Here is a 25,530-nt window from a genome sequence, read left to right as displayed (position 1 = left end):
CGCGTGCAGCTAACCCGTACTAATTGACCGTGCGGCTTGACCATATAACACCCAAGCACTGTAGGGTGTTCCTGACTACGATCATCCGGGCCGCGTCCGCGACGGGGCCCACGTTTTTCCTGGCGGCCATAGAGCATTGGAACCACCTGATCCCATCCCGAACTCAGAAGTGAAACGGTGTATCGCCGATGATAGTGTGGGGTCTCCCCATGCGAAAGTAGGTCACCGCCAGGGCCTTATCCCAAAAACCCCCGCTCCAACGAGCGGGGGTTTTTTTTGGCCTGCAACTGCGGGTGGATCTTGCGGCCGGCCACGTTCTTTCCATGAGACTGTTATCCCCGCTGGGGCCGAGTGCCGCCACCGTGCTAAAATCAGGTCCCTAAGAAGTACCCCCCTAGCCGCTCCGGACCGAAAGCCGGAACGGCCGTTGCGCAGCCTGGAAGCCCGCTTTTCCTATGCCTGATTTTGCCCGCGAAGTTCTGCCGATCAACCTGGAAGACGAGATGCGCCAGTCCTACCTGGATTACGCGATGAGCGTGATCGTGGGTCGGGCGCTTCCGGATGTCCGCGATGGCCTGAAACCGGTGCATCGCCGGGTGCTCTACTCCATGAGCGAGCAGGGCAACGTCTGGAACCGTGCTCACCGCAAATCGGCCCGCGTGGTCGGTGACGTGATGGGTAAGTATCACCCGCATGGCGACTCGGCCATTTACGACACCATGGTGCGGATGGCCCAGCCGTTTTCGCTCCGCTATCTGTTGGTCGATGGGCAGGGGAACTTCGGTTCGGTCGATGGGGACCCGCCGGCGGCCATGCGGTACACGGAGGTGCGCCTGACGCGCATCGCCGATGCGTTGCTTGACGACCTTGACAAGGAAACAGTCGATTTCCAGGCAAACTACGACAACACCGAGCACGAGCCAACGGTGCTGCCGGCGCGCTTTCCGAATCTGCTGGTCAATGGTTCTTCCGGGATCGCCGTGGGCATGGCCACGAACATCCCGCCTCATAACCTGCGTGAGGTGATCGATGCCTGTCTGGCGTTGATCGAAAACCCGCTGGCCACGGTTGAGGACCTCATGGCCTTCATACCAGGTCCGGACTTCCCCACCGCGGGCCTGATCAACGGTGTTCGCGGCATTCGCGAAGCCTATCGCACCGGGCGCGGACGCTGCGTCATGCGTGCCCGCACCGAAGTCGAGACCCAGAAGCGCAGCGGGCGCGAGGCGATCGTCGTTACCGAACTTCCTTACCAAGTCAATAAGGCGAGGCTCCTGGAGCGCATCGCCGAGTTGGTAAAGGAAAAAAAGATCGACGGCATTGCGCACGACGGACTGCGCGATGAGTCGGATAAGGACGGCATGCGTGTCGTCATCGAGTTGAAGAAGGACGCCTACGCCGAGGTGTTGCTGAACAACCTGTTCCAGCACACGCAGATGCAGTCGGTGTTCGGCATCAATGTCGTGGCCTTGGTCGACGGGCAGCCGCGTACGCTCAACCTCAAGCAGATGCTCGAGTATTTCCTGCGCCACCGCCGCGACGTGGTGACGCGCCGGACGCTATTTCAACTGCGCAAGGCGCGTGAACGTGCCCACGTGTTGGAAGGCTACGCGATCGCGCTCGCCAATCTGGATGAGGTCATCGAGTTGATCCGTGCCTCCGGCAGTCCGGCTGAGGCGCGCGAGGGTCTGATGGCGCGTCTTTGGCCCCCTGGGGCAGTCACCGGCATGCTCGCGCGTGCCGGTGCCGATCAGACCCGACCGGACGGATTGGACGCGGTCCTTGGGCTCAGTGAAGCGGGCTACCGGTTGAGCGAGCGGCAGGCCAAGGCGATCCTGGATCTGCAACTGCATCGGCTCACCGGGCTGGAGCAGGAGAAGATTCTTGAGGAGTTCGGGGAGATCCTCGACCAGATCGCCGCGCTCTTGCTGATCCTCTCGGACCCGGACCAGTTGATGAAGGTGATCCGCGAAGAGTTGGTTGCCATCCGGGAGCAATTCGGTGACAACCGGCGTACCGAGATCCTGGTTGACCATACGGATTTGACGCTGGAGGACCTGATCGCTCCCGAGGACGTGGTGGTCACGTTGTCGCATCATGGCTATGTCAAGGCGCAGCCGATCAGCGACTACCAGGCCCAGCGCCGCGGCGGCAAGGGCAAGAGTGCGACCTCGTTCCGGGAAGAGGACTTCATCGATCGGATTTTTGTCGCCAACTCACATGATACGGTCCTATGCTTCTCCAGTCGGGGTCGGGTTTACTGGCTCAAGGTCTATGAGTTGCCGCAGGCCGGCCGCGGCGCCCGCGGGCGGCCCATGGTCAACCTGTTGCCCCTGGAGCAGGGTGAGCGCATCAACGCGGTGCTGCCGGTGCGGGCCTACGAGGAGGGTCTGTTCGTCTTCATGGTCACCAGTGCCGGGACGGTGAAAAAGACCCCGCTGACCGAGTTTTCCAGGCCGCTGTCGCGCGGCATCATCGCGATCGATCTGCGTGAGGACGAGGTTCTGGTGGGGGTGGCGATCACCGATGGGCGTCAGGACCTGATGCTCTTTACCTCCGCCGGCAAGGCGGTGCGCTTCAGTGAGGACCATGTGCGCGCCATGGGGCGCGGTGCCCACGGGGTGCGCGGTGTCATCCTGGATGAAGGCCAGCGCGTCATCGCCCTGGTGGTGCCGGAGCCCGGCACCATCCTCACCGTGACCGAGAACGGTTATGGTAAGCGGACGACCGTCGATGAGTACCCTACCAAGGGCCGTGGAACCAAGGGCGTCATCGCCATTTCGACCTCCGACCGTAACGGCGCCCAGGTGGGCGCGGTGTTGGTGCGGCCGGGGGATGAGATCATGCTGATTACCGAGGGCGGTACCCTGGTGCGTACCGGGGTGGACGGCATCCCGGTGCTCGGTCGGACGGCTCAGGGTGTCAAACTGATCAGTCTGGGCTCCGGGGAGCGACTGCGCTATGTCGAGCGCATTGTCGCCCTGGATGGCGATAATGGAGCAGACCCGGACACCAACGGCGAAGGGACGATGGACCTCGCCCTGGAAGCGCAACCGGATGACATGTTGGACCAGGCCGAGGATCCGGACAGCGGTGAAGACGCACCGGATGATCCCGACGAGAATTGAGTTTCAGACGTATTAGCGGAGATTGACGATGCCACGCGTATATAACTTCAGCGCCGGCCCGGCCATGTTGCCCGAGTCCGTGCTCCGTCAGGCGCAGGAAGAACTGTTGGACTGGCAAGGCAGCGGCATGTGTGTTGCCGAGATGAGCCACCGCGGCAAAGAGTTCATGGCGATCGCCGCCGCGGCCGAGGCGGATCTGCGTGAGCTGTTGCAGATTCCGGCAAACTACAAGGTCCTGTTCCTGCAAGGCGGGGCTTCCATGCAGTTCGCCATGGTGCCGATGAACCTGCTGCGTGGCGGGGCCGCCGCGGACTATCTCAACACCGGGTCCTGGTCGAAGAAGGCGATCGCCGAGGCGCGCCGCTTCGGCAGCGTCAATGTCGCCGCGACTACCGAGGACACGCGCTTCAACCGTGCGCCGATCCAGGCTGAACTCAAGCTCAACGGGGATGCCGCCTATGTCCACTACACCCCGAACGAGACCATCGAGGGCGTGGAGTTCCCCTATGTGCCGGACGCCGGCGGCAAGCCGTTGGTGGCGGACATGTCGTCCACACTGCTGTCCCGGCCGGTGGACATCCAGCGCTTTGGTTTGATCTACGCGGGCGCCCAGAAGAACATCGGCCCGGCGGGGCTCACCATCGTCATCGTGCGGGAGGACCTGATCGGTCAGCCTCTGACCGGCACGCCGACCATGCTCGATTATCAGACCTATGCCGATAACGAGTCGATGTATAACACCCCGCCGACCTATGCCTGGTATCTGGCGGGATTGGTGTTCCAATGGCTGAAAGGACTCGGTGGTCTGGACGCGATGGCGGTGATCAACGCGCGCAAGGCACAGCATCTCTATGCCGCCATCGACGCCTCAGGTTTCTACACGAATCCGGTCAGTCCCGAGTCCCGGTCCTGGATGAATGTTCCCTTCACCCTGCCCAGCCCGGATTTGGACGACGCTTTCATCAAGGGCGCGAAGGCCGCCGGGCTGACCACCCTGAAAGGCCATCGCTCGGTGGGTGGGATGCGTGCCAGCATCTACAATGCCATGCCGGAGGCGGGCGTGCAGGCACTGGTCGCCTTCATGCAGGAGTTCGAGCGCAAGCACGGCTGACCGGGCCTGAGGCAATTGCCGGAAATCGCCTAAGGCGATTGCCGGAAAATCCTGTACCAGATCGCGAAGGATTTTCGTCTGCCTTCAAGGAGCGCCGACAGGAGCATAGCAGGGCTATGTGACTGTTGGCGCGACGCAGAAGGCGGGCGAAAAGACGAGCGAGATGGTATAGGATTTGACAGAAATCGCCTAAGGCTCGCAACGCGTCCCCTATCCATTACAGAGTCAACCCATGTTCAAGATCCAGACCCTGAACAATATCTCAGTGGCCGGGCTCGACCGGCTGCCGCGGGACCGCTACGAGGTGGCGTCCGAAATCACGCACCCGGATGCGATCCTGGTGCGCTCGGCCAAGATGCACGATCTGGTCATCCCGGACTCGGTCCAGGCGATCGGCCGTGCCGGCGCGGGCACCAACAACATTCCGGTTCCCGCCATGACCGCGCGGGGTATCGTGGTGTTCAATGCGCCCGGTGCCAACGCGAATGCGGTGAAGGAACTGGTGATTGCCGGGATGCTGATCGCGGCCCGGAATATCGGTCAGGCCTGGCACTTCGCCCGGGGGCTGCAGGGCGACGATGCGGCCATCAATCAGGCGGTCGAGGCGGGGAAGAAGCAGTTCGTCGGTTTTGAACTGCCGGGTCGGACGCTGGGTGTCATCGGACTCGGGGCCATCGGGGTCAAGGTGGCCAATGCCGCGCGCGCACTCGGCATGAAGGTGGTGGGTTACGACCCGACCATCACCGTCCAGCGTGCCTGGCAGTTGGCGAGCGACGTTCAGCCGGCGCTCAGCATCGATGACTTGCTGTCCCGCTCCGATTTTGTGACCTTCCATGTGCCGCTCACCAACGAGACCCGCCACATGATCACCGCCGAGCGGCTCAAGATTCTCAAGAAGGGCGCGGTGCTGCTCAATTTCTCCCGTGACGGTATCCTGGACGACGACGCGGTGGTCACCGCGCTGGACCAGGGTCACCTGTACGCCTATTGTTGCGATTTCCCGAGCAACCTGTTGAAGGACCATCCGCGGGTGGTTACTCTGCCGCATCTGGGAGCCTCCACCGCCGAGGCGGAAGACAACTGTGCCGTCATGGTCGCGGATCAGGTGCGTGACTACCTGGAAGACGGGACCGTGGCTAACTCGGTGAATTTCCCTGAGATCAACCTGCCGCGCAACAGTGGATACCGGATGGCGATCGTCAACAGCAACGTGCCCAACATGGTGGGTCAGATCTCCACGGATCTGGCCGCGGCCGGGCTCAATATCCTGGATATGCTCAATCGCTCCCGCGGCAACGTGGCGGTGACCCTGATCGACGTCAATGACCGTTGTCCGGACGCGACTGTCGCCCAACTGCGCGGCATCGAGGGGGTGCTCTCGGTGCGTTGTCTCGGAAACTGAGGCCGGCTGACCACCCATGAGCACCGTCGGCAACAGCGGGGACGAACTGCGACAGGTGCGCGAGCGCATCGATGCCGTCGATATGGAGATCTTGCGTCTGATCAGCGAGCGTGCCCGTTGCGCCCAAGAGGTCGGGCGGATCAAGAATGCCGTGGTCGGCACCGGCGAGGAGGGTTCGGTCCAGTACTATCGTCCGGAACGGGAGGCGGCGATCCTGCGGCGGATCAAGGAGCGCAACCCCGGTCCCCTGGACGGCGAGGAGGTGGCGCGGCTCTTTCGCGAGATCATGTCGGCCTGTCTGGCCTTGGAGCAGCCGGTCAAGGCCGCCTACCTGGGGCCCGAGGGCACCTTCACCCAGGCCGCCGCGCTCAAGCAGTTCGGCCGCTCGGTGCGCACCATCGCCATGCCGACCATCAGCGAGATCTTTCGCGAGGTCGAGGCGGGCTCCTGTGACTATGGCGTGGTACCGGTGGAAAACTCCACCGAGGGGGTGATCAGTCACACCCTGGATATGTTCTTGTCCTCGCCGCTTCTGATCACCGGCGAGGTCAGCCTGCGGATCCATCATCACCTGATGAGTCTGGAGGCCGACACCAGCGCCATCCGCATCCTCTATTCGCACCAGCAATCACTGGCCCAATGCCGGGGTTGGCTGGATCGCCATCTACCGCACGCGGAGCGCGTCGCCGTGGGCAGCAACGCGGAGGCGGCGCGCCTGGCAAGCCGGCAGGCCGGCAGCGCCGCGGTGGCCGGACTGCCGGCCGCCGAGATCTACGGCTTGGCCGTGCTGGCGCAACGCATCGAGGATGAGCCGGGCAATACTACCCGTTTCTTGGTCATCGGCGCCAACGATGCGCCGCCCAGCGGCCAGGATAAGACCAGTCTCCTGCTCTCCTGTCGCAATGAGTCCGGCGGTCTGCACGGCCTTCTGTCGCCGTTTGTCGAGCACGGGATCAGTATGACCCGGATCGAGTCCCGGCCGTCCCGCCGGGGGATTTGGGACTATGTGTTCTTCATCGATATCATGGGCCATCAGCACGACCCCAAGGTCACTGCCGCCTTGGAAGCCCTCAAGCGCAGCGCTTTGCTGTTCAAGGTGCTGGGGTCCTATCCGGTGGCCGTACTCTAGGATTTACACCCTTCGTTATTGGTTTTTCGTTTCTCGTTTTTCGTAACCCAACGTTTGGTAGTCCTTAACTGAAAACGAAAAACCGAAAACTCAAAACCGTTCCGTATACTGTCCGCGAGTGAACGCAACATGACTTATCCTGACGACCCTTTTCTCTCCATCGCCGCGCCCGGTATCGCCGGTCTGACCCCCTATGTCCCCGGCAAGCCGGTCTCTGAGCTTGAGCGGGAACTGGGTATCACGAATTCCATCAAGCTCGCTTCCAACGAGAATCCGCTGGGCCCCGGCCCGCGGGCGCGCGCGGCCATCGCGGCGGTCTTGGGTGAGCTCGGACGCTATCCGGATGGCGGCGGCTTCGAGTTGCGGCGCGCGATCGCGAACCACCACGGGGTGTCCCCGATGGCGGTCACCATCGGTAACGGGTCCAACGATGTGCTGGACATGGTGGCGCGGGTCTTTCTGCAACCGGGAACCGAGTCCCTGTTCTCCGAGCACGCCTTCGCCGTCTATCCCATCGCCACCCAAGCGGTTGGTGCCACCGCCCGGGTGGCCCCGGCGCGCGACTACGGGCACGATCTGGAGGCCATGGCCGCCATGGTCACGGATCGAACGCGTGTCGTGTGGATTGCCAATCCCAATAACCCGACCGGGACCTGGCTTGCGGCCGACCCGCTGCGCACCTTCATCGACGGACTGCCCAAGACCTGCGTGGTCGTCCTCGACGAGGCCTACACCGAATACGTCACTGAGCCGGACTTCCCGGATGCCAGCCAATGGCTCGAGACGCATCCCAACCTGATCGTCACGCGCACCTTCTCCAAGACTCACGGGCTGGCCGCGTTGCGGGTGGGCTACGCACTGTGCGATACCCGGCTGGCCGACCTCCTGAACCGGGTGCGTCAGCCGTTCAATGTCAACAGCCTAGCGCAAGCCGCCGCGACCGCGGCGATCGGCGACCAGGAGCACGTGCGCGCGTCCGTGGCGCTGAATCGCAGCGGCATGGAGCAACTCACGGCCGCCTGCGCGCGACTTGGTCTCGGCTACATTCCCTCGGTCGGCAACTTCATCACGCTTGACTGCGGCCGGCCGGCTGGCCCGATCAACGAGGCCCTGTTGCGGCGGGGTGTGATCGTGCGGCCGGTCGCCAACTATGGCTTGCCCAACCATCTGCGGGTGAGCATCGGGCTGGCCGAGGAAAATGCCCGCTTCATCGCCGAACTGACCGATGTCTTGAAATAATGATCGAACGACTCGCCATTATCGGGGTTGGCCTGATCGGTGGTTCGCTGGCGCGGGCCTTGCGCGCGGCCGGCGCGGTGGGCGAGGTCGTAGGTTGCGGGCGTGCGCTGCCCAATCTGGAGCGGGCGGTCGAACTGGGCGTCATCGACCGCTTCGATCAGGATCCGGCCGCCGCGGTGGCGGGGGCGGATATGGTCTTCCTCGCGGTGCCGCTGGGCGCGATGCGCGATGTGCTCGCGTCGACGCGCGCGTCCTTGGGTCCGGATGCGGTCGTCACCGATGGGGGCAGCGTAAAGGGCAGTGTCGTGGCGGATGTGGCGGCAGTCTGTGGTCAGCTGCCGCCCTGGTTCGTCCCTGGACACCCGATTGCCGGGACAGAGCGCAGCGGGGTGGACGCCTCCTTCGCTGACCTCTATCGCAACCGTCGGGTGATCCTCACGCCGGTCGCGGAGACTGACCCGGCGGCGGTCGAACGGGTGGAGTGGATGTGGCGGGTCTGCGGGGCCGAGGTCAGCCGCATGAGCGTCGCCCACCACGACGAGGTGCTGGCCGCCACCAGCCATCTGCCGCACATGCTGGCCTTCGGCTTGGTCGATGCCTTGGCGCGCATGGACGAGACTGAAGAAATATTCCGCTATGCCGCCGGTGGTTTCCGGGATTTTACCCGCATCGCCTCGTCGAACCCGGTTATGTGGCGGGACATCTGCATTGCCAACCGCGAATCACTGTCCGCCATGCTTGCCCGCTTTGGCGTCGAATTGACTGACCTGGCCCAGGCCATCCGGTTCGGCGACGGGCAGTATCTGCTCGAAGTCTTCGAGCGCGCCAAGGCGGCGCGCGATCGGCACCTGGAGGGGTGAACGCCATGTCAGTGAAGCCGCCGCTCGTCCGGTCTGTCGTCACCGCGGCACTGACCCTGCTGTTGCTGGGCTGCGCGGGCGGGCTCATCGGCTACCTGCCCGTGGTGACCCAACCGCGTCAGGCGTCCGATGTGACCGTTTTCCGGGATGGCTCGCTGCCGGGGTTCGTCGGTCCGATCACGCTGCGGATCGATGGCCGGAAGATCCTCCGGGTCTGGCGCAACGAACAGTTCAGCTTTCAGCTCAATCCCGGCGAGTACCTTTTCTATTACACCATTGGTCTCAATGAGTGTCGGCGTATCGCCTACATCCAACCCAACCGCACCTACCGCTTCCGTTTAGCGCCGAACTGTGACCGCTTCGATGGGCCCTTCTGACGCCTGATCCGTCGCGTCCGTCGGCAGCAGCCGCCAGTCCGCGAAGGTCGCCGCCTGACCCAGAGACCGCCCTTGCGGATCCACCAGATTCCACACACAGGCACTTTCGATCAGGAAGCGTTGTCCGGTCGCGCTGATCCGCACCCCGCGGTAGTCATCGACAAAGCCATGCACCCTGACCTCATGCAGCAACCGCTCCCGCTCCGCGCGCTCGGGTGCCTCCGCCGTGTAGCGGGAAGGCATCCGCGTGAGCTGGTCCCAGGTCACAGCAAAGAGCCCGAGCACCGTTCGATTCCCGTAGGTCAGGATCGGATCGGCCTGAGTGTCGTGTGAGAGCAGCGCGAAGGGGGCATCGAACAGTGCTTTGGCGGCATCCGCGTCGCCCAGTGACGGATCGATCAGGTCCCGTCCGGTCAGGCGGCGGTAGCTGTCCCGCAACAGCCGGAGATGATCCGCCAGGAAGTCGTTGGACTCGGCCGGAGCGGGGAAGGGGGGTGGGTGATCGGTCATGACTGCGATTATCCCGGAAAAAGCCGCCAGCCGACCAGCGCTGGCACGTCTCCACGTCTCCGTGGGAGCGGCCTCCGGCCGCGATGGGGCCGGGCGGAATTCTGACCATCGCGATTCACCACGGTACCGCATCGCGGCCGGAGGCCGCTCCCACGAGGCGGAGTGTCTTTGTGTGAGAACGTCGCCCCCATCATCATCGGCGTGACCGCTTTCAGTGGCGTCTCTTGTACGCGCTCGGCGGTGATCGTCATCACCAAATGTTTTACCGGAGCCCCTTATCCCTATGGCGAATTTCTCCACGCACCTCAAGATCGGCGTCTTCGTCAGCGGCGGGGCCGTGCTGGCGTTGGATGGGATGGGCCTGGTGGCGCCGGACCACACCTTCGCGCTATTCGGTCTCGGGGTACTGGGCAGTCTGTTGCCGGATATCGACGCGGATGCCTCGTCCCCGGTGCGTGCCATCTTTGGACTCCTGGGTGCCGCGCTGGCCTTCGGCTGGACTCTGCCGATGGTGGGACGCTATCCGCCACTTGAACTGGCCCTGGTTTGGGGCGGGCTCTTCGTGGCGACACGCTATCTGTTGCTCATCGCCTTTGCCCGCTTCACCGTCCACCGGGGTATCTGGCACTCGTGGCTGGCGACCGCCTTCGTCGCGCTGGCGACGGTCAATCTGGCGCATTGGGTCCTGCATCAACCGTCAAAACCGGCGTGGGTTGCCGGCCTGATGGTCGGTCTGGGTTATCTCACTCATCTGACCCTGGACGAGATCTACAGTGTCGACATCTTCAACAGCCGCTTGCGTCGCTCATTCGGCACTGCGCTCAAACCCCTGAGTTTCTCCGATCCCAGAAGCAGCTTCCTGATGGCCGCCGCGGTGGCGCTGCTGTTCTGGCTGACTCCCGCGGCAGACTTTGGTCCGCTCCCCGCCTGGTCCAGCGCGACCGCCTGGGCTGAACAGACCCTGGAGCGGCTGGCCGACTGGTCCGGGACCGGCATCAAGGTGGTGCGCGTTTGGTTTGATCAATATGTGCGGATGTGATACTCCGTTCCAACTTAAGTGGCACCGTCATTCCGGCAGGATGCCGGAACCCAGTGCCATGGATGGTACGTCATCGGTCTCACCAACAGGGCGCCAGAACACTCGACATCATGCCCATGGCATCTCCCGGCAGCGGCATGGGCATGCCGCCCCAGCCGCCGCCGGACTTTAGGCGGATTACATACTCGGCCCACTGCAGCGGCCGCGGCAGGTAGCCGGTCTGGGCGGCGAGCTGGTGCAGTTCGCCGACGAAGGCGCGGTCACAGGCGGTTTCGGGGAAGGGTCCGGCGGTGCAGTAGTCGTGGCGCATGCAGGCGGCGTCGAAGACATCGACCGGCGGCAGGGCCGCCGCGGACGGGTGGCCGGGTCCGCACCAGTTGCCGTAAATCGGCAGGCACTTGAAGGCGTGCGCCTCCCCCACGGGGAGCAGCAAGGCCCCCAGTAAGGGCAGAAGCGCGGCGGTCGGCGGGATAACCCCGGTGACTTTGCTCATGGGTCTGTATCCTGAGGTTGGGTTGGGCTATTGTGCCGCACTGGCGCGCGACGGCAAGTCCGTCGACAGCCGCCCGACATTCCCCGAAGTCTTGATGATACTACTGCGGCTATGGATCTGAACTTTCTTGATTTCGAACAACCCATCGCCGAGCTCGAGGCGAAGATCGAAGAGTTGCGCCTGGTCGGGCACGACAATGAGATCAACATCCAGGAGGAGATCGAGCGGCTCCAGAAAAAGAGCCGGGCACTGACCGAGTCGGTCTTTGCCGGCCTCTCGCCCTGGCAAATCTCGCAGCTCTCGCGTCACCCGCAGCGCCCCTACCTGCTGGACTACGCACGGCGCCTGTTCGACGAGTTCTACGAATTGCACGGGGACCGCGCCTACGCCGATGACCCGGCCATCATCGGCGGCCTGGCGCGCATCGACGGCCGCCCGGTGATGGTGATCGGACATCAGAAGGGGCGCGACACCAAGGAGAAGATCTACCGCAATTTCGGCATGCCCCGTCCCGAGGGCTATCGTAAGGCCCTGCGGTTGATGCGGATGGCGGAGCAGTTCCGGCTCCCGATCCTCACCTTCATCGACACGCCGGGCGCGTATCCGGGGGTGGGCGCCGAGGAGCGTGGTCAAAGCGAGGCGATTGCGCGCAATCTTCAGGTCATGTCACGGTTGCGCACGCCGATCCTGTGCACCGTGGTGGGCGAGGGCGGCTCCGGCGGGGCGCTGGCCATCGGCGTGGGCGATCGGCTGCTGATGCTGCAATACAGTACCTATTCGGTGATCTCGCCGGAGGGCTGTGCCTCCATCCTGTGGAAGAGCGCCGACAAGGCGCAGTTGGCGGCCGAGGCCATGGCCATCACGTCCGAGAAGCTCAAGGAACAGGGCCTGGTCGATCTGGTGATCCCGGAGCCCTTGGGCGGTGCGCACCGCGACCCGGATGCCGTCGCCGTGGCCCTCAGAACGGCCCTCCTGGAGCTACTGGATATCCTCCAGCCAATGGACCTGGACGTCCTCGTTGCCGAGCGCTACGCGCGCCTGATGGGCTTCGGCAAGTTCAAAGAGTAACCGGGAGTCCGGCGGCTTGGTTCGGCCCGGATCCATTTGGGGGGCACATGGCGGTTTTCGATCCCGAGTCCTTGGCGGCGGCGCTCGCCGGCTACGCTCCGGTCGGGCGTGTGTGGATTGCCTACAGCGGCGGGCTCGACTCGACCGCGTTGCTGCGTGCGGCGGCCGCGGTGCGCGAGCGACTCCCCGGTGCCCTTTGGGCTGTGCATATCGATCACGGCCTGCATCCGGAGTCACGACGCTGGAGCGCGCATTGCCGGGCGACCTGCGAGAGTCTGGCCATCCCCTTTCTGAGCCGTCGGCTGGATCTCGGCCCCACGCCGGGAGAGAGTCCGGAAGCGGTTGCCCGGGTCGCACGCTACGGCGAGTTTTCCGTCCTGCTGGCGCCGGGCGATCTGCTGCTGACCGCCCACCATCAGGATGATCAAGCCGAGACGCTGTTGCTGGCCTTGATCCGCGGTAGCGGTGTCCACGGGCTGGCCGCCATGCCCGTAGCGGCCGAGTTGGGGCTGGGCCGTCTGATCCGCCCGCTGCTGGACCGCACGCGGGCCGACCTGGAGCACTATGTCCGCACCCTCGGCATGACCTGGGTCGAGGACCCGACCAACGGCGAACCTTCCATGGATCGCACCTATCTGCGCAATCTGGTCATGCCGTTGATGCGCGAACGCTGGCCCGCGGTCTCAGCCACCCTGGCGCGCAGTGCCGGACACTGCGCCGAAACGGCGGTGTTGGTGGACCTGGTCGCCGGGCACGAACTGGCCGGCTTGACCGGTGAGCGGCCGGGGACCCTGTCGGTCGCGGCGCTCAACCGCGTGGAGCCCGTCCTGCGCAAAGCGGTGCTGCGGCTGTGGTTGCGGCGGCGGGGGTTCCGGTTGCCCGATACCGTCCACCTGGGGCGCATCGTCAACGAGGTCCTGACGGCGCGACCGGACGCCGATCCGCTGGTGGCCTGGCCGGGGTGCGAGGTGCGCCGCTACCGTCAGGATCTGTTCGCACTGCGTCCGCTGCCCCCGGCACCGGCCGAGCTGGAGTGCCGCTGGGAGGGGCCGGTGCTCGATCTGCCCGCGGGTCTGGGGACCTTGGAGCGGTTCCCGGATGACGGCGGCTGGCCCGATGCTCAACCCGAGCCCCTGCTGGTTCGCTTCGGGGTTACTGAACTGACGTGTCGGCCATGCGACAGCGCCCACCATCGGCCGCTCAAGAAGCTCTTCCAGGAGGCCGGTATCCCGTCCTGGTTAAGGGCTTACGTTCCCCTGCTGTTTGCCGGAGACGCACTGCGCGCGGTTGTGGGGGTGTGTTGCTGCGAGCCACCCGGTGCGGCGCCGTCATCCGCGATCACGTCGGCGGACAGCGCCCCCCCCGTGCGCGCATTACCGCCCCCGCGGGTGCGCTGGAGCGGTCACCCCTGGGAGTCCCTGGGCTTCTTTCGGTGACGATCGGCGTCACCATCAAACGGATCGCGCTGGTGACCGACTTCGGTGCCGGCATCTATGTGGGTCAGGTGATCGCGCGGCTCAGCCACGGCGTGCCGGGGTTGCCCATCATCGACCTGATCCATGATCTGCCGCCATTCCGGCCCGATCTGGCCGCCTATCTGCTGCCGGCCCTGATCCGCGACCTGCCGCGCGGCACCCTCTATCTCTGTGTGGTCGATCCCGGCGTGGGCGGTGATCGGCACGGGTTGGTGCTGGAGGCCGGCGGTGACCTGTTCGTCGGTCCGGACAACGGGCTCTTGAGTCGGGTCGCGCGACGCACGCCGGACGCGCGCGCGTGCCGGATCGACTGGCAGCCGCCCGGTCAGTCACCCAGCTTCCAGGGCCGCGATTGGTTCGCGCCGGTGGCCGCGGCCCTGTGCCGCGGTGAATCCCCGGCGCTACGCCAGGTCGCCATCGACCGCCTGAGCGGCGTGGACTGGCCGGACGCCCTGCCGGCCGTCGTCTATGTCGATACCTACGGCAACCTGATGTGCGGTCTGCAAGCCGCGTGCTTCCCCGTGGATGCGCGTATGCAGGTGGGAGAGTGCAGTCTGCGCCGCGTGCGGACCTTCTGCGAGGCGCTGCCGGGCGAGGCCTTCTGGTACGAGAACGCCCTGGGTCTGGTGGAACTGGCGGTCAATCAGGGCCGAGCCGATCGGGTGCTGGGGCTGGCCCCGGGTGATCGGGTGGCGCCGCCGGAGGCGGTGTAGGCGGATGTCGTCGGCTGACCGCGCGTGTCGGCGCGGATCATTTCCGGTTCCCGGCCGCTGGAAATCCGCTGACGCGAGCGCCATGTTCACGCGCGGGCCGGGACAGCGATCTCCGGCCCCTGAAGGTCCCGACCGGACCTCACCGAATCACCACACGAGAGCGAAGCGGAGCAACCCATGGCCAATCTGAGCGACACACTCGGTACTTTCATGCAGAACATGATGTCCCAGTCCGGTGAAAACCGGGTCGGGAATGTGCTCAAAGACCTTCAGGCGAATCTCGGCAACATGGTCAACAGTCAGGGCGGAGCCTCCGGCATCCTGGCGAACGTCATGGACAAGGCCAAGAGCACCCTGGGCAGTGCCGCTCAGAACCCGGCCCAAGCCGCGGGTCTCGGGGCCGTGCTGGGGTCGTTGCTCGGCGGGGGCAGCAGTTCGGTCTCGGGGGCCGTCAAAGGCGGTGCCATGGCACTGCTGGCCGGTATTGCCTACAAAGCGTTCACCGAGTCGGGGAAAGGCCCCGCGGTCGCGCAAGCGGGCGTCCCGCAGTTCACCGGCGGTGCCGTGCCGGTCGGAATGAAGACGCCGGAGACCCCGGCCGAGGCGCAGGTCCTGGCGAACAACGCCGAATTGATCATGCGGGGCATGATCAATGCCGCCAAGGCCGACGGCGAGGTGAGCGCGGAGGAAATCATGCGGATCGTCGGCAAGCTGAAAGAAGCGGGCATGGACGGTGATGCCGAAGCCTGGATTATGAAGGAATTGCGTGAGCCACTGGATCTCGATGCCTTCGTCGCGCAGATCCCCAACCAGGAAGCGGCGGCGCAGATCTATGCCGCATCGCTGCTGGCGATCGAAGTCGATACCCCCCAGGAGCAGGTCTACCTGGCGGACCTGGCCAAGAAGACCGGCCTTGATGCCGCGGTGGTGGCGAATATTCAGCAGACGCTGGGGGTTAAGGTCTGAGTGGATAGTTGATAGTGGTTAGTGGTCAGGCGATTGCCGAAGCACGTCGGACCACCCCGGCCTGACCTCCGATAACCGGAGGCCGACGCTTTAGCGGGCGGCGGTTCGCGTCCGGCTGAAGCCTCGGCCGTAGGATGGGCAGAGCGCGAGCGATGCCCATCCAACCGAAAGGGTCGCGCATGGTCCTCAAATTAGGAACTGCTAACCCGCGTCCAGCGCGAAAAGCGTAATTTTCATGGTGTGTTCGGCCTTGGGTATTTCACCAATTTCGGTGGAAACGCTGTTTAAAATTTATATTTTTTAACACTTTAAACCGCGTCAGCTCCAGCAATCGTCGAGTCTGCCGGTGCCGATCCCATCCAAAAGCATCGCATACCGCGCTGGGCGCGGTTTAATGCCGACATTGATCACTCGCGCAAAGCCTCTCGCCGCGCGACAATGCACGGCTTTGTGATCCCCTTCACGGCCGCCTGAGACCTGCCCCATGAACCTAAGCCCGCGCCTCCTGACCACCCTCTCCGCGCCCCTGCGCCTGCTGCCGACCCTGGCCCACAGCCAGGCGCTCGCGTTGACGCTCAATCAGGTGATGAAGGACGCGATCACCGATGGCGAGCTCGATTTCCTCAAGGGCCGCACCGTCGGTATCGAGATCAGTGACCTGGGTATCCGTTACCGCCTGGGGTTCGGCGCCGGGCGCATTCGCGGCTTCGGCGAGGGTGCGCCCGCGGATGCCAGCATCTCCGGCGGGCTCCACGAGTTCCTGTTGCTGGCCGCGCGGCGGGAGGACGCGGACACCCTGTTCTTCCAGCGGCGGCTGCGGATGTCGGGTGACACCGAATTGGGACTCTATCTCAAGAACTTCCTCGACGCGTTCGAACCGCCGGCGCGGGTCGCGCCACTGATTCGCGGACTGGATCGGCTGCTGGGGCGCTGAGCTGGTGGACCTGGGTCATCGACCGCCATGAGCGAATATCAGTACTACGAATTCCTGGCCCTCGACCAACCCCTGACCAACGAGCAGATGGCCGAACTGCGGCGCTGTTCCACCCGCGCCGAGATCAGCTCCACCCGCTTTTGCAACGAGTATCACTGGGGCGACTTGAAGGGCGATCCCAGGCGCTGGATGGAGCAATATTTCGACGCCTTCCTCTACTTCGCCAACTGGGGCTCGCACTGGCTCATGCTGCGTCTGCCGGCCGCGCTCTTGCCCCCGCACCAGATCCGTGACTACGCATCGGAAGAGGCCCTGGAGATCCGGAAGGCGGGCGATCACACCATCCTCTCCTTCACGTCGGAGATCGAGGAGCCCGACTGGGAGGGCGAGTCCTACGCGCTCGGCTCACTCGCCGCGCTGCGCTCGGCGCTGATTGCGGGCGATCGGCGCAGTCTTTACCTCGGCTGGCTGAGCGGCATCCATGATGCGGAGGACCTGACCCCGGAGCCTCCAGTCCCGCCCGGTCTCGCGGAACTCGATGCGTCGCATCGCGCGCTGGCGGACTTCCTGCGCATCGGGCCGGACCTGCTCGCCGTCGCGGCCGAGCGCAGTGGTCCGCTTCAGGACGCCAGGCCGGACCGGGCCGCCTTCGCCGGCTGGGTCCAGGCCCTGTCGCCGACCCACAAGGATGCGTTGCTCACCGAGCTGCTGGTCGCCGCTGGTCCCTACCCCCTCGCCGCCCTGAGACAGCGGGTCGAGCGGGAACTGGGCGCGGCCAACCCTGCTCACGCCGGACAGGTCGAGCGCCGCACTGCCGCCGCACTGTGGCGCCGCGCCAAGCAGCTCGCCGGTAAACGCCGCGCGCATGAGGCCCGCGAGCGCGCCGCTGCCGAGGCCCGCCAAGAGGCCGAGGAGGCGGCACGCCGCCGGCTCTATCTCCAGGGCTTGCGCGGCCGTGAGGACTCAGTGTGGCAGACGATCGAGACCCTGATCGAGACCCGGCAGACCAGCAGCTACGGGCAGGCGGTCGCGAAGCTACAGGATCTGCGTGACCTGGCCGCTCTGGACCAGCAGACCGCCGCGTTCAGGGAACGCATGACCGCGCTGTCCGCCAGGCACGCGAAAAAACAGACGCTGATCCGCCGTTTCCGCGAGGCCAAGCTCTTCGATTGAGGCATATCGGTTGGCGTATCGCATTCGGACGTGATAACCGGACGTAGGGGCGGGTTTCAAACCCGCCCCTACACCAAGGGTCTGTCTGGATATCAGGCACGAAAGCGATAGCGCGATAGCGGAGGCGGTCAGCGGCAGTTCAGGCCGGGAGTCCATGGAACAAACGCCACAGGAGATCCTCCACCCGCCGGGCACCCAACTCGGTGAGCGCAAGGTCGAGCGGTGCGCGGCCCTCGAGCATCGGATGCGGCTCGTGCAGGAAGCGGCGGGCCGCGTCCCTGTCATCCCAGATAGAGTCCGCGGTCGCCACCACGCGCGCCAGCCGCTCGGTCCGCTCGCTTTCCTGTGGACTCAGGACCCGGCGGCGCTTGTAGGTCGCTTCAGAGACAATCCCGTGCAGCAGCCGACGGCGTTCGCCGGGGTCCGCCACCGCGCGCGCGACGACCTGTGTGAGAGCGGCCTTGGGCAGCCCCCGATGCACGGCCGCCTCCAGCATGCTCAGCGAGCCAATGGCCTGCCCGAGCACTGCTGCTCCACCCATGGCCTCGGCAATGCGTTGTGTTTCGATCATTTCGTCACGGCGGTATCAATTGATCCCAAGGATAGCACCAACTGCACCTTTCCGCTCATTCCGTAACACCGAGAAGGTTTCCAGCCGGAACGATGCGCGCTGCCCGCGCACTCTACTCGCCATCCGGATCGGCATAGAGCGCCGCCATCTTCGCCGCCTGCACCGCCACCACGCGGCGCAAATCCGGCGGGGCGACCACCTCGACATTGTTCCCGGCTCCCAACAGCCAGCGCAGCAATTGGCCGGTCGAGGGGACCTGCGCCCACACCCGGATCTCGAAGTCGGAGTCGAGCGGCTCGTCCTCCCACCGCTGGCCCGCCGCCAGCCGACAGTCGGTCAGCACCGCCACCAGATAGCCGCGCACCCGCAACTCCAGGTCGATCAGCTCCCCCTGGCCGAAGTCCACTTGGCCGTTCGCGATGGACTCATCCAGATCGAATCCCGCCGCCGCCCGTGCGGGCGTTTCTTCCAGCGCCTGGGCCCGGATCATCCGGTGCAGTGCATAGAGTCGCACCGGCTCCTCCTCGTCGTTCTTCAGGGCGAGCAGATAGGCAATAGGCCCGCGCTGCACCAGCGCCTGGGGATGCACGCAGGCCTCGCCGCACTCATCGTCGGCGTTTTTGTACAGCACCCGCAGGGCACAGCGCCGCGCCAGGGCCTCGATCACGGCCTCCAACACCCCCGGATAGAGGTCCACCGCTTGCAGGCGCAGGGTGTCGGGGACGACCCGCAATCGGCCCTCATCGAGCCTGGGACCCTCGGCGTTGGTCAGTAACCGCTGCCACAGCCGATCGAGCTGGCGCTGCGGCAGGGCCTCCGCCACCAGCGCGCGCATCACCAGGAGGTTGTACTCCCAGATCGCCTGGTCGTCGTCCGGTTCGTCCGTGACCCGCCGGTAGCGCAACGGCTTGCCGCCGGGGTTGACCGCCTCGATGCGTCCCGCCTTCACCAACTCGTCCAGATCGCGTTGCAGTGCACGCCGACGGGCCTGCGGCGTCTTGCCGGCATAGTCCTCACCGAGAATCGCGAGCAGCCGCGCACCGTCCGGGCAAGCGTCGGCCGCCCGCCCGCGGGCCAGCAGGGCCTCCAGGCGCTTGAGGCGCGCGATCCGGGTTTCATGGGTAGCAGGCATGGCGTCAGTGTGCGACAGAGTTTGACGTATGGCAATGGTTCAATGCGTCTCGTCTACCGCCATCCAGAGGAATCCGCCATGGCCCAGAAGAACCAAGACCTGTCGTCGCGCCAACTGCTTGACCTGATCGGTCTGAGCGAAGAGGCCCCGCTGGACCTTCTTGAGGACGAGCCGCTGGACGGGCTGAACGGCGACCTCGGTGCGATCCTGCGGGAGCGCTACCGATCGTTCATCCAACCGCATCGCTTCGCCCCCGGCGATCTGGTCTGCTGGAAGCCAGGCATGCGTAACCACCGCCTCCCGCGCTACGGTCAGCCGGTCGTGGTGCTGGAAGTCCTGGAGACACCCCTGTTCGACGCGGAGACCGATGCCGGATCGACCTACTTCCGGGAGCGGCGCGATCTCGTGTTGGGCATGATCTGGGAGACCGGTCCAGGGCGAGGCGATTTCATCAGCTTCCACTTTGACCGCCGCCGTTGGCAGCCCTGGACCCAGGAGCATTGAGCATGAACGATCACCGCACCCTCTGGCGCACCGACTTCAACACCGTACCCGCCGCCGCGCGGCGCGCCGCCCGCTATGCACTGCAACTGGCGCAGGGCGATATACGTCTCTGTCAGGACCTGAAGGACGCCGATGTCTTGGGCGCCCTCTGGGAATTGGCCCTGCCCTTGCTCGATCATGACGCCGTGGCGGCGCTGCTGTCGCCCTATGCCGATGCAGAGCATAACTGGCTGCCGTCGGGCGCGGTCGATTGGGAGGAGTGGGAGGATGTGCAACTCACACGGCTCATGGACTATGAAATCGCCCGCAGGGCCAACGATGACCGGGAATTGCCACCCAGCCCCCTCGGTGCCGATGCGCTGCGCAAGCGCCTGCGTACCTTTTTCAGGACGCTCCCGCGCCGGGTGCTGAGGCGGCTGGCGGTGGCCGACGGGGCGGCACCGACCTCCCCGACCATGGCGCTGCTCGGGGAGGCACTGGGTATCGACGCGACCGCGGTGCGCCTGCTCGATTTCCTCGAACAGCGCGAGTTGGTCGAATCGCTACGCCTGTTGCTGCGCGCCAATGGGCGCCGCGGTGTCCACATCGCCGCCCGCGTCCAACTGGGGCGACTGGCCGTTTTGCTGGGTCTGGATCGGGCGGCGGTGCAGAGCGCACTGGCCAAGCGCGCCCCGCTGCGGGCGCTCGGGCTGGTGGACTATGAGGACGGTCACAGCGATCTGGAGGACTTCCTGGCGCCCACCAGCCTGCTGCGCGAGGTGCTGGAGGCCGCCCCGCGGGATGCCGAGGCCCTGCTGGCACTCTTGATCGAACCGGCCCCGGCCGCAGCCTGGCGGCCAGCAGTTCCAAATTTGGGTGGCCGCCGCCAACAGCGTGTCGGCAGCGAGGCCAATGGTGGATGCGCTGCGCTTATCCACCCTACGAAACCGGCTTCGTTGTAGGGTGGATAAGGCGCGCCGCTCGGTGTTAGGGACCCGGTACGTCGGTTGCGCGCGCCGCATCCACCAGAGGTTGCGCGATGCCGCCCAAATTTGGAATTGCTGCCTGGCGGCTGGACGCCTTTCCGCAGTTGGCGGAGGCGGCCGGGCGCCTGCAAGGGGTCTTGCGGCACAGTGCGGCCACCGCGGCGGTCGGTGTGAATGCGCTCTTCTATGGGCTGCCCGGGACCGGCAAGACCGAACTGGCGCGGGCCTTGGCCGAGGCGAGCGGGCTGCGCGCCTACCAGGTGCGCAGCGCCGATGAGGATGGCGACGGACTGCGGCGCACCGGTCGGCTGTCCGCCTATCTGCTCGCCCAGCGCCTGCTCGGGCGCTGGCGCGACGCGGTGCTGATCTTCGATGAGGTCGAGGACGTTTTCGACCCCGGCGATGAGCCCTTCGCCTTCATGGGGGTGCGCCGCCCGACCGGCCGCCAGAAGGGCTGGATGAACCGCATCCTGGAGGACAACCCGGTCCCGGCGATCTGGATCACCAACGATGCGGCCGGTATGGATCCGGCCTTTCTGCGCCGTTTTCTGCTGCCGGTCGCCTTCGTCACCCCGCCGCGCTCGGTGCGGCGCGCCATCGTCGAGAGCCACCTGGGCGACCGCGACCTGCCGCCGGACCTGCTCGATGAACTGGCCGCCGACCCGGTCCTGGCGCCGGCCCAGTTGGGGGCGGCCCGGCGCCTGCTGGATCTGCACCCCCAGGCCCCGGCCGAGCAAACGGTACGCGCCGGCGTGGCGGCGGTCCGCACCCTGCTCTATGGGGCGCCGACGCCCCGACGGCGGACCCCGGCGACCGGCTTCGACGTGGCCTTTCTCAACCTGGCCGGCGGGATCAGCCCGAGCGCCGTCGCCCGCGCACTGGCCGAGCAGGGCCGCGGCAGCCTGTGCTTCTACGGACCGCCCGGGACCGGCAAGACCGCCTTTGCCGAGGTCCTGGCCGAGGCCCTGGACCGCGAACTGGTGGCGCGTCAGGCGTCGGACCTGATCTCGCCCTATGTCGGGGAGACCGAACAGAACCTGGCGCGGTTGTTCCGCGAGTGCGATCCGGCGCACTCGGTCCTGTTGCTCGACGAGGTCGACAGCTTCCTCAGCGACCGGCGGGCGGCCCGGCACGGTTGGGAGCGTACCCAGGTCAATGAGCTGTTGCAGCAGATGGAGCGCTACCCCGGCATCTTCATTGCCGCTACCAACCTGATGGCGGGGATCGATGCGGCGGCCCTGCGGCGGTTCGACTTCAAGCTCAATTTCCGGGCGCTGAACCCGGCGCAACGGCTCGGTCTCTTTGCACGGGAGGCCTTGGACGATACCACCGAGGCGGTCGCACCGGAGCTGGCGCGCTATCTGGAGACGCTCCAGGGCTTGACCGCGGGCGACTTCGCCAACGTCTGCCGTCAGCGCAGCCTGCTCGGGGAGGCCCTGACGCCGGAGCAATTCCTGCGGCGGCTGGCGGCGGAGTGTCGGTTGAAGCAGGAGGATGGGCGGGAAGCGGCATAGCCTCCCCGTTCTCGTGCCACCGCTGCGGCGGTGGCACGCAGGTGTCAGGCGCCGCGGGCCTCGGACGCCGATGCTCGAAATCAGGATGAAGGCCCCGGAGGTCGAGGCTTCAGCCGGTCTGGTCGGTCGTCAGGCCGACCCCCAAACCGGCGCGGCCGCAACGATGATCCAGCCGGGGGGCCTTAACCTCAGGGTCCACGACCTGGTTCCTGCAAGCTGCCGCCCGGGTGCGATCGAAACTGATGAGGTAGCTTAAAATACAGCGGTAACCGTCGACAAACACGAGGACCGCCCATGAGCACTCTGCTGCCCCCCAACGATGAGCGACTGCTGGCCCGCCTGAACCAACATCCGCAGTTGCGTGCACGGATTGAGCGACTGGTTGACCTCGTCGAGGATGCCGGTGACGACCTGCGCAAAGCGGACGAGGCGGAGCGCCGCGTGATTGAGGAGGTGCGGCGGCTCGGCCAAGAGGTGTTGGAAGACTGGGCCGACGGGCAGGTCACGAAACGGGCAGAAGAATTGGATCAAACGCCGGGGGTTTGGCGCGACGGTAAAAAAAACTCTGCTGGCACAGCACCTTCGGCGACATCGAAGTAACCGAGCCGCAATTCCGGGAGGGGACGCGGCGGCGGCGTCCCTTTGCGCAGAGTGCGCAGGTGGAGCACCGCAACTGCTCGCTGCCGCTGCAACGGGTGCTGACCGATCTGGGGGCGGATCTGCCGTTCGCGCAAGCGGCAGGCAAACTGCAAGAGCATTATGGTGTGGCGCTGTCGCCGAGCACGATCCGCCAGGTGACCGAAGGACACGCTCAGGTGCTGTTCGTGGACAGCGATGACGAACCAGCGTGGCCAACCCAGCCCGGGGTCGGAATCGTGATTGCGGAAACCGATGGGGGTATGGTCCCGTTGGTGGAGGTAGACCCAGACAGTCCGGACCGTCGGCGGGGCAAACGGTTATTGTGGAAGGAAGCCAAGTTGAGTTTGGCGCATGCACACGGCAGCACCACGCCGGTCTACGCCGCCACCTTGGGCGGCGGGGTCGCGGTGGCCGGGCAGCAACTGCTGGCCTGTGCCATCGCGGCGGGCCTGGGGACGAACACCCAAGTCCATGCCCTCGGCGATGGGGCAGTGTGGATCGCCGATCAGGTCGCGGCGCGCTTTGGCACCCAGGGGCGTTATACGGTGGACTTCTTCCATGTCTGCGATGACCTCGCTGACGCGGCGAAGCGTAGCGCGCCCGACGACCCCAATGCGTGGGTGGAGATCCAGAAAAAACGCTTGAAAAGCAATCAAATAATCCCGGTCTTAGCCGCGCTGAGTGAGGCCCTGGAGCCCGTCACGGTGGCCGATGCGGACGCCCCGGTACGGGCGTGCCATCGCTATCTGAGCAACCGGCTCGATCATCTCGATTATCAAGGCGCCCTGGCGCAGGGCTTGCCGATCGGCTCCGGCGAGATTGAAAGTGCCCACCGCTATGTGGTTCAGCAGCGCCTCAAGCGCCCCGGCGCGTGGTGGACGCCGGACAACGCGGAGGCCATGCTCGCGTTGCGCACGACCCGGGCCAACGGGAAGTGGGCAGCGTACTGGCAGGGTCTCGTTAAGCAAGCTGCGTGACAGTTCCGGCAACCACATCAGTTTGGATCGCACCCCTGCCCTGCCGCCCCGGCGACTTGACGCGCGTCCGGGCAGGGGAGAATACTGGACTGGATTGACTCGCGGTCGCCAACGACGACGCAAATCTCGAAAAGTGGCGGACTATGCTCCGGGATGCCCTGCATGAGATGGTCCTTGCCGACCGAGTGCTTGGCCGAGGGATTCCGGCTGGAAACGCCCTACTTGAACAATTACCAGTGGGGTTGGACCTTTTTCGCGAGACGGCGTGATTTCTTCTCTTGGCCTGGAGACTCCCGATGAAACCTGTACTCTCGAATTGCTCGGCCAGTCTCTCAGAGTTGAAGCGCGGCCCAGCGGCCGTGCTGGCGGCGGCGGGCGGAGCAGCGGTCGTTATCCTGAATCATGATGAACCGACGGCCTACCTGGTTCCCGCCGACACCTACGAATGGCTTCTGGATCGCATTGAAGACGCGGATCTCGCGCAGATCGTTCGGGAACGCCAGTCTCAACTCGGTGACGCGATCGAGGTGGATCTGGATCAACTCTGAGGGAGGTGCGCAGGTATGGCCTATCGGCTCAAATTACTGCCGGCGGCGTTCAAGGAGTGGGAAAAGCTGGCGCCTCCGATTCTGGCACAGTTCCAGAAGAAGTTCGCCGAACGGCTGGAGGCGCCGAAGGTGCCCTCGGCGCGGCTGCACGGATTCGACGAAGTCTACAAGATCAAACTCCGGTCGGGTACAGGCTTGCGTATCAGGTCCTGGACGACGCGGTCGTGGTCATCGTGTTGGCCGTCGGCAAGCGGGAACGGGGTAGGATGTTCAATTTGACCCGAAATGACGCCCGATCCCCTATGCAAGAACCGTGTTGCCCGGACGCACCGGGTCGGGGTTCGACGCACGGGTGGGTATGATGAAGCACGTCGCACGCGTTCATGCCCAGGCATCGACAAGTGCTCAGCGGTTGGTCACACTGCAGGAATGATGACATGACCCTGACGGAGAGCGTAGGACGTGATGAACGCATTCAAGAGTCCCGTAGCCCGTCTGGCCCACCTGTTTCAGCAATCACGCGATGCCTGGAAGGCGAAAGCGTTAGAGCGGCAGCAACGACTGCGGGCGGCGCAGGTCAAGATCCGCGATCTGGAGCACAGCCGGGCGCGCTGGAAGGCGCGTGCGCTGAAGGCGGAGCGGGGAGCGGATGCGGCGCCCACCGATGATGACGCGCCGCGCGATGCACCACCGCTGCCAGGGGACGCGCCCCCTGTCGGTCATCACTATCCGGTGATGGTCATGCAGTTGACCATGCGGATGTATCTGCACGCGGGGCTCGGCAGTCGCGGCGTGGCGCAGGTATTGAATCTGTTTGGCGCGATGCTCCCAGCGGCGGCGGCGCCGGCCCACACCACCNTGCTCAACTGGGTCTATCGCTGCGGTCTCGCGATCCTCAATCGCCCACCGGAGTGGCGCGCGGATTGGATCTACGTCGCGGATCATACGATCGCCTTGGGGGCATCGAAGTGCCTGGTGATTCTGGGCATCCCGGCGAATGCGCTGCCCCAGACCGGTTACAGCCCGCGTCACGACGCGATGCAGGTGCTGGCCGTGGAGATCA

Annotated in this window: 24 protein-coding genes and 1 rRNA gene; 21 read left to right on the top strand and 4 right to left on the bottom strand. The window is 65.3% G+C overall.

What is annotated here, in order from left to right:
* Positions 1-118 precede the first annotated feature (118 nt).
* The 8 genes from rrf (at position 119) to A39O_RS0128225 (ending at position 9,246) form a co-directional block, all read left to right on the top strand.
* Positions 119-234: ribosomal RNA gene (gene rrf, locus A39O_RS0128260) — 5S ribosomal RNA — on the top strand.
* 221 nt (positions 235-455) lie between these two features.
* Positions 456-3,128, top strand: a complete 2,673-nt coding sequence (gene gyrA, locus A39O_RS0128255; protein WP_020508016.1) for a DNA gyrase subunit A — start codon at positions 456-458, stop codon at positions 3,126-3,128.
* Positions 3,129-3,156: 28 nt separating this feature from the next.
* Entirely contained in the window at positions 3,157-4,239 is a 1,083-nt protein-coding gene (gene serC / locus A39O_RS0128250) for a 3-phosphoserine/phosphohydroxythreonine transaminase (protein ID WP_020508015.1), read from the top strand.
* 232 nt (positions 4,240-4,471) lie between these two features.
* On the top strand, positions 4,472-5,641 hold the full coding sequence (locus tag A39O_RS0128245; protein WP_020508014.1) for a phosphoglycerate dehydrogenase: 1,170 nt from the start codon (positions 4,472-4,474) through the stop codon (positions 5,639-5,641).
* A gap of 16 nt (positions 5,642-5,657) precedes the next feature.
* Entirely contained in the window at positions 5,658-6,770 is a 1,113-nt protein-coding gene (gene pheA, locus A39O_RS0128240) for a prephenate dehydratase (protein WP_020508013.1), read from the top strand.
* Between the two features lie 129 nt (positions 6,771-6,899).
* Positions 6,900-8,009 carry a histidinol-phosphate transaminase gene (hisC, locus tag A39O_RS0128235; RefSeq protein ID WP_020508012.1) on the top strand — a complete coding sequence of 370 codons (1,110 nt, stop codon included), beginning with the start codon at positions 6,900-6,902 and terminating at the stop codon, positions 8,007-8,009.
* Positions 8,009-8,869 carry a prephenate dehydrogenase gene (locus A39O_RS0128230; protein ID WP_020508011.1) on the top strand — a complete coding sequence of 287 codons (861 nt, stop codon included), beginning with the start codon at positions 8,009-8,011 and terminating at the stop codon, positions 8,867-8,869. The genes hisC and A39O_RS0128230 overlap by 1 nt, the downstream gene beginning before the upstream one ends.
* Positions 8,870-8,874: 5 nt before the next feature.
* Positions 8,875-9,246 (top strand): hypothetical protein, encoded by a 372-nt coding sequence (locus A39O_RS0128225; RefSeq protein WP_020508010.1) that lies wholly within the window; start codon positions 8,875-8,877, stop codon positions 9,244-9,246.
* On the opposite strand, the gene A39O_RS0128220 is transcribed toward A39O_RS0128225, so the two are convergent.
* A complete protein-coding gene (locus A39O_RS0128220) occupies positions 9,208-9,756 on the bottom strand; it encodes an MEKHLA domain-containing protein (RefSeq protein WP_020508009.1) in 549 nt (182 codons plus the stop codon). The genes A39O_RS0128225 and A39O_RS0128220 overlap by 39 nt on opposite strands.
* Positions 9,757-10,039: 283 nt before the next feature.
* Between A39O_RS0128220 and A39O_RS0128215 the strand changes: the two genes are divergently transcribed.
* Positions 10,040-10,795: a metal-dependent hydrolase gene (locus A39O_RS0128215; protein WP_020508008.1), complete on the top strand. Its 756-nt coding sequence runs from the start codon at positions 10,040-10,042 to the stop codon at positions 10,793-10,795.
* A gap of 79 nt (positions 10,796-10,874) precedes the next feature.
* Here A39O_RS0128215 and A39O_RS0128210 read toward each other — a convergent pair whose 3' ends face one another.
* Complete coding sequence (locus tag A39O_RS0128210; protein WP_020508007.1) at positions 10,875-11,288, bottom strand: hypothetical protein; 414 nt, start codon at positions 11,286-11,288, stop codon at positions 10,875-10,877.
* A 111-nt stretch (positions 11,289-11,399) separates the two neighbouring features.
* Between A39O_RS0128210 and A39O_RS0128205 the strand changes: the two genes are divergently transcribed.
* The 6 genes from A39O_RS0128205 to A39O_RS0128180 all read left to right on the top strand — a co-directional run bounded on the left by A39O_RS0128205 (position 11,400) and on the right by A39O_RS0128180 (position 17,617).
* The gene (locus A39O_RS0128205; RefSeq protein WP_020508006.1) at positions 11,400-12,356 is read left to right on the top strand and encodes an acetyl-CoA carboxylase carboxyltransferase subunit alpha; all 957 of its coding nucleotides are present in this window, start codon (positions 11,400-11,402) and stop codon (positions 12,354-12,356) included.
* Between the two features lie 47 nt (positions 12,357-12,403).
* Positions 12,404-13,792 (top strand): tRNA lysidine(34) synthetase TilS, encoded by a 1,389-nt coding sequence (gene tilS / locus A39O_RS0128200; protein ID WP_020508005.1) that lies wholly within the window; start codon positions 12,404-12,406, stop codon positions 13,790-13,792.
* Entirely contained in the window at positions 13,789-14,544 is a 756-nt protein-coding gene (locus A39O_RS0128195; protein ID WP_020508004.1) for an SAM hydrolase/SAM-dependent halogenase family protein, read from the top strand. Before tilS ends, A39O_RS0128195 begins: the two co-directional genes overlap by 4 nt.
* 177 nt (positions 14,545-14,721) lie before the next feature.
* Positions 14,722-15,510, top strand: coding sequence for a tellurite resistance TerB family protein (locus tag A39O_RS0128190; RefSeq protein WP_020508003.1), 789 nt, complete (start codon positions 14,722-14,724; stop codon positions 15,508-15,510).
* 484 nt (positions 15,511-15,994) lie between these two features.
* Positions 15,995-16,444: a ubiquinone anaerobic biosynthesis accessory factor UbiT gene (ubiT, locus tag A39O_RS0128185; RefSeq protein WP_020508002.1), complete on the top strand. Its 450-nt coding sequence runs from the start codon at positions 15,995-15,997 to the stop codon at positions 16,442-16,444.
* 27 nt (positions 16,445-16,471) lie between these two features.
* Complete coding sequence (locus A39O_RS0128180) at positions 16,472-17,617, top strand: hypothetical protein (protein WP_020508001.1); 1,146 nt, start codon at positions 16,472-16,474, stop codon at positions 17,615-17,617.
* A gap of 139 nt (positions 17,618-17,756) precedes the next feature.
* Here the strand turns inward: A39O_RS0128180 and A39O_RS0128175 are convergent, their stop codons facing one another.
* Positions 17,757-18,188, bottom strand: coding sequence for an antitoxin Xre/MbcA/ParS toxin-binding domain-containing protein (locus tag A39O_RS0128175; RefSeq protein ID WP_020508000.1), 432 nt, complete (start codon positions 18,186-18,188; stop codon positions 17,757-17,759).
* 112 nt (positions 18,189-18,300) lie between these two features.
* The gene (locus tag A39O_RS0128170) at positions 18,301-19,320 is read right to left on the bottom strand and encodes a helix-turn-helix transcriptional regulator (protein ID WP_020507999.1); all 1,020 of its coding nucleotides are present in this window, start codon (positions 19,318-19,320) and stop codon (positions 18,301-18,303) included.
* Positions 19,321-19,398: 78 nt separating this feature from the next.
* On the opposite strand from A39O_RS0128170, the gene A39O_RS0128165 reads away from it, so the two are divergent.
* From A39O_RS0128165 to A39O_RS35570, 6 genes are all read left to right on the top strand, one after another.
* Positions 19,399-19,824, top strand: a complete 426-nt coding sequence (locus A39O_RS0128165) for a hypothetical protein (protein WP_026199807.1) — start codon at positions 19,399-19,401, stop codon at positions 19,822-19,824.
* Positions 19,825-19,826: 2 nt separating this feature from the next.
* A complete protein-coding gene (locus A39O_RS40070) occupies positions 19,827-20,765 on the top strand; it encodes a helix-turn-helix domain-containing protein (protein WP_026199806.1) in 939 nt (312 codons plus the stop codon).
* A 77-nt stretch (positions 20,766-20,842) separates the two neighbouring features.
* Positions 20,843-22,303 carry an AAA family ATPase gene (locus A39O_RS35575; protein ID WP_083924941.1) on the top strand — a complete coding sequence of 487 codons (1,461 nt, stop codon included), beginning with the start codon at positions 20,843-20,845 and terminating at the stop codon, positions 22,301-22,303.
* A gap of 294 nt (positions 22,304-22,597) precedes the next feature.
* A protein-coding gene (locus A39O_RS0128140) for an ISKra4 family transposase (protein ID WP_085954730.1) occupies positions 22,598-23,919 on the top strand; the annotation gives its coding sequence in 2 pieces (ribosomal slippage) (positions 22,598-22,858 and positions 22,861-23,919; 1,320 coding nt in all).
* A gap of 296 nt (positions 23,920-24,215) precedes the next feature.
* Positions 24,216-24,467, top strand: a complete 252-nt coding sequence (locus A39O_RS0128135) for a type II toxin-antitoxin system prevent-host-death family antitoxin (protein WP_026199805.1) — start codon at positions 24,216-24,218, stop codon at positions 24,465-24,467.
* A 15-nt stretch (positions 24,468-24,482) separates the two neighbouring features.
* Positions 24,483-24,746: a type II toxin-antitoxin system RelE family toxin gene (locus tag A39O_RS35570; RefSeq protein ID WP_407635664.1), complete on the top strand. Its 264-nt coding sequence runs from the start codon at positions 24,483-24,485 to the stop codon at positions 24,744-24,746.
* Positions 24,747-25,530: the final 784 nt, after the last annotated feature.

Source organism: Lamprocystis purpurea DSM 4197 (assembly GCF_000379525.1).
Classification (GTDB): domain Bacteria; phylum Pseudomonadota; class Gammaproteobacteria; order Chromatiales; family Chromatiaceae; genus Thiodictyon; species Thiodictyon purpureum.
This window is presented reverse-complemented; position numbering and strand designations above follow the sequence as displayed.

Bases quoted from the DNA above. Each gene is read 5' to 3' on its own strand.
- tilS (WP_020508005.1), top strand. From the start codon at position 12,404: ATGGCGGTTTTCGATCCCGAGTCCTTGGCGGCGGCGCTCGCCGGCTAC.
- A39O_RS0128215 (WP_020508008.1), top strand. From the start codon at position 10,040: ATGGCGAATTTCTCCACGCACCTCAAGATCGGCGTCTTCGTCAGCGGC.
- A39O_RS0128135 (WP_026199805.1), top strand. From the start codon at position 24,216: ATGAAACCTGTACTCTCGAATTGCTCGGCCAGTCTCTCAGAGTTGAAG.
- A39O_RS0128225 (WP_020508010.1), top strand. From the start codon at position 8,875: ATGTCAGTGAAGCCGCCGCTCGTCCGGTCTGTCGTCACCGCGGCACTG.
- gyrA (WP_020508016.1), top strand. From the start codon at position 456: ATGCCTGATTTTGCCCGCGAAGTTCTGCCGATCAACCTGGAAGACGAG.
- serC (WP_020508015.1), top strand. From the start codon at position 3,157: ATGCCACGCGTATATAACTTCAGCGCCGGCCCGGCCATGTTGCCCGAG.
- A39O_RS0128245 (WP_020508014.1), top strand. From the start codon at position 4,472: ATGTTCAAGATCCAGACCCTGAACAATATCTCAGTGGCCGGGCTCGAC.
- pheA (WP_020508013.1), top strand. From the start codon at position 5,658: ATGAGCACCGTCGGCAACAGCGGGGACGAACTGCGACAGGTGCGCGAG.
- hisC (WP_020508012.1), top strand. From the start codon at position 6,900: ATGACTTATCCTGACGACCCTTTTCTCTCCATCGCCGCGCCCGGTATC.
- A39O_RS0128190 (WP_020508003.1), top strand. From the start codon at position 14,722: ATGGCCAATCTGAGCGACACACTCGGTACTTTCATGCAGAACATGATG.
- A39O_RS0128210 (WP_020508007.1), bottom strand. From the start codon at position 11,288: ATGAGCAAAGTCACCGGGGTTATCCCGCCGACCGCCGCGCTTCTGCCC.
- A39O_RS0128175 (WP_020508000.1), bottom strand. From the start codon at position 18,188: ATGATCGAAACACAACGCATTGCCGAGGCCATGGGTGGAGCAGCAGTG.
- A39O_RS35575 (WP_083924941.1), top strand. From the start codon at position 20,843: ATGCCGCCCAAATTTGGAATTGCTGCCTGGCGGCTGGACGCCTTTCCG.
- A39O_RS0128165 (WP_026199807.1), top strand. From the start codon at position 19,399: ATGGCCCAGAAGAACCAAGACCTGTCGTCGCGCCAACTGCTTGACCTG.
- A39O_RS35570 (WP_407635664.1), top strand. From the start codon at position 24,483: ATGGCCTATCGGCTCAAATTACTGCCGGCGGCGTTCAAGGAGTGGGAA.
- A39O_RS0128230 (WP_020508011.1), top strand. From the start codon at position 8,009: ATGATCGAACGACTCGCCATTATCGGGGTTGGCCTGATCGGTGGTTCG.
- A39O_RS40070 (WP_026199806.1), top strand. From the start codon at position 19,827: ATGAACGATCACCGCACCCTCTGGCGCACCGACTTCAACACCGTACCC.
- A39O_RS0128220 (WP_020508009.1), bottom strand. From the start codon at position 9,756: ATGACCGATCACCCACCCCCCTTCCCCGCTCCGGCCGAGTCCAACGAC.
- A39O_RS0128205 (WP_020508006.1), top strand. From the start codon at position 11,400: ATGGATCTGAACTTTCTTGATTTCGAACAACCCATCGCCGAGCTCGAG.
- ubiT (WP_020508002.1), top strand. From the start codon at position 15,995: ATGAACCTAAGCCCGCGCCTCCTGACCACCCTCTCCGCGCCCCTGCGC.
- A39O_RS0128170 (WP_020507999.1), bottom strand. From the start codon at position 19,320: ATGCCTGCTACCCATGAAACCCGGATCGCGCGCCTCAAGCGCCTGGAG.
- A39O_RS0128180 (WP_020508001.1), top strand. From the start codon at position 16,472: ATGAGCGAATATCAGTACTACGAATTCCTGGCCCTCGACCAACCCCTG.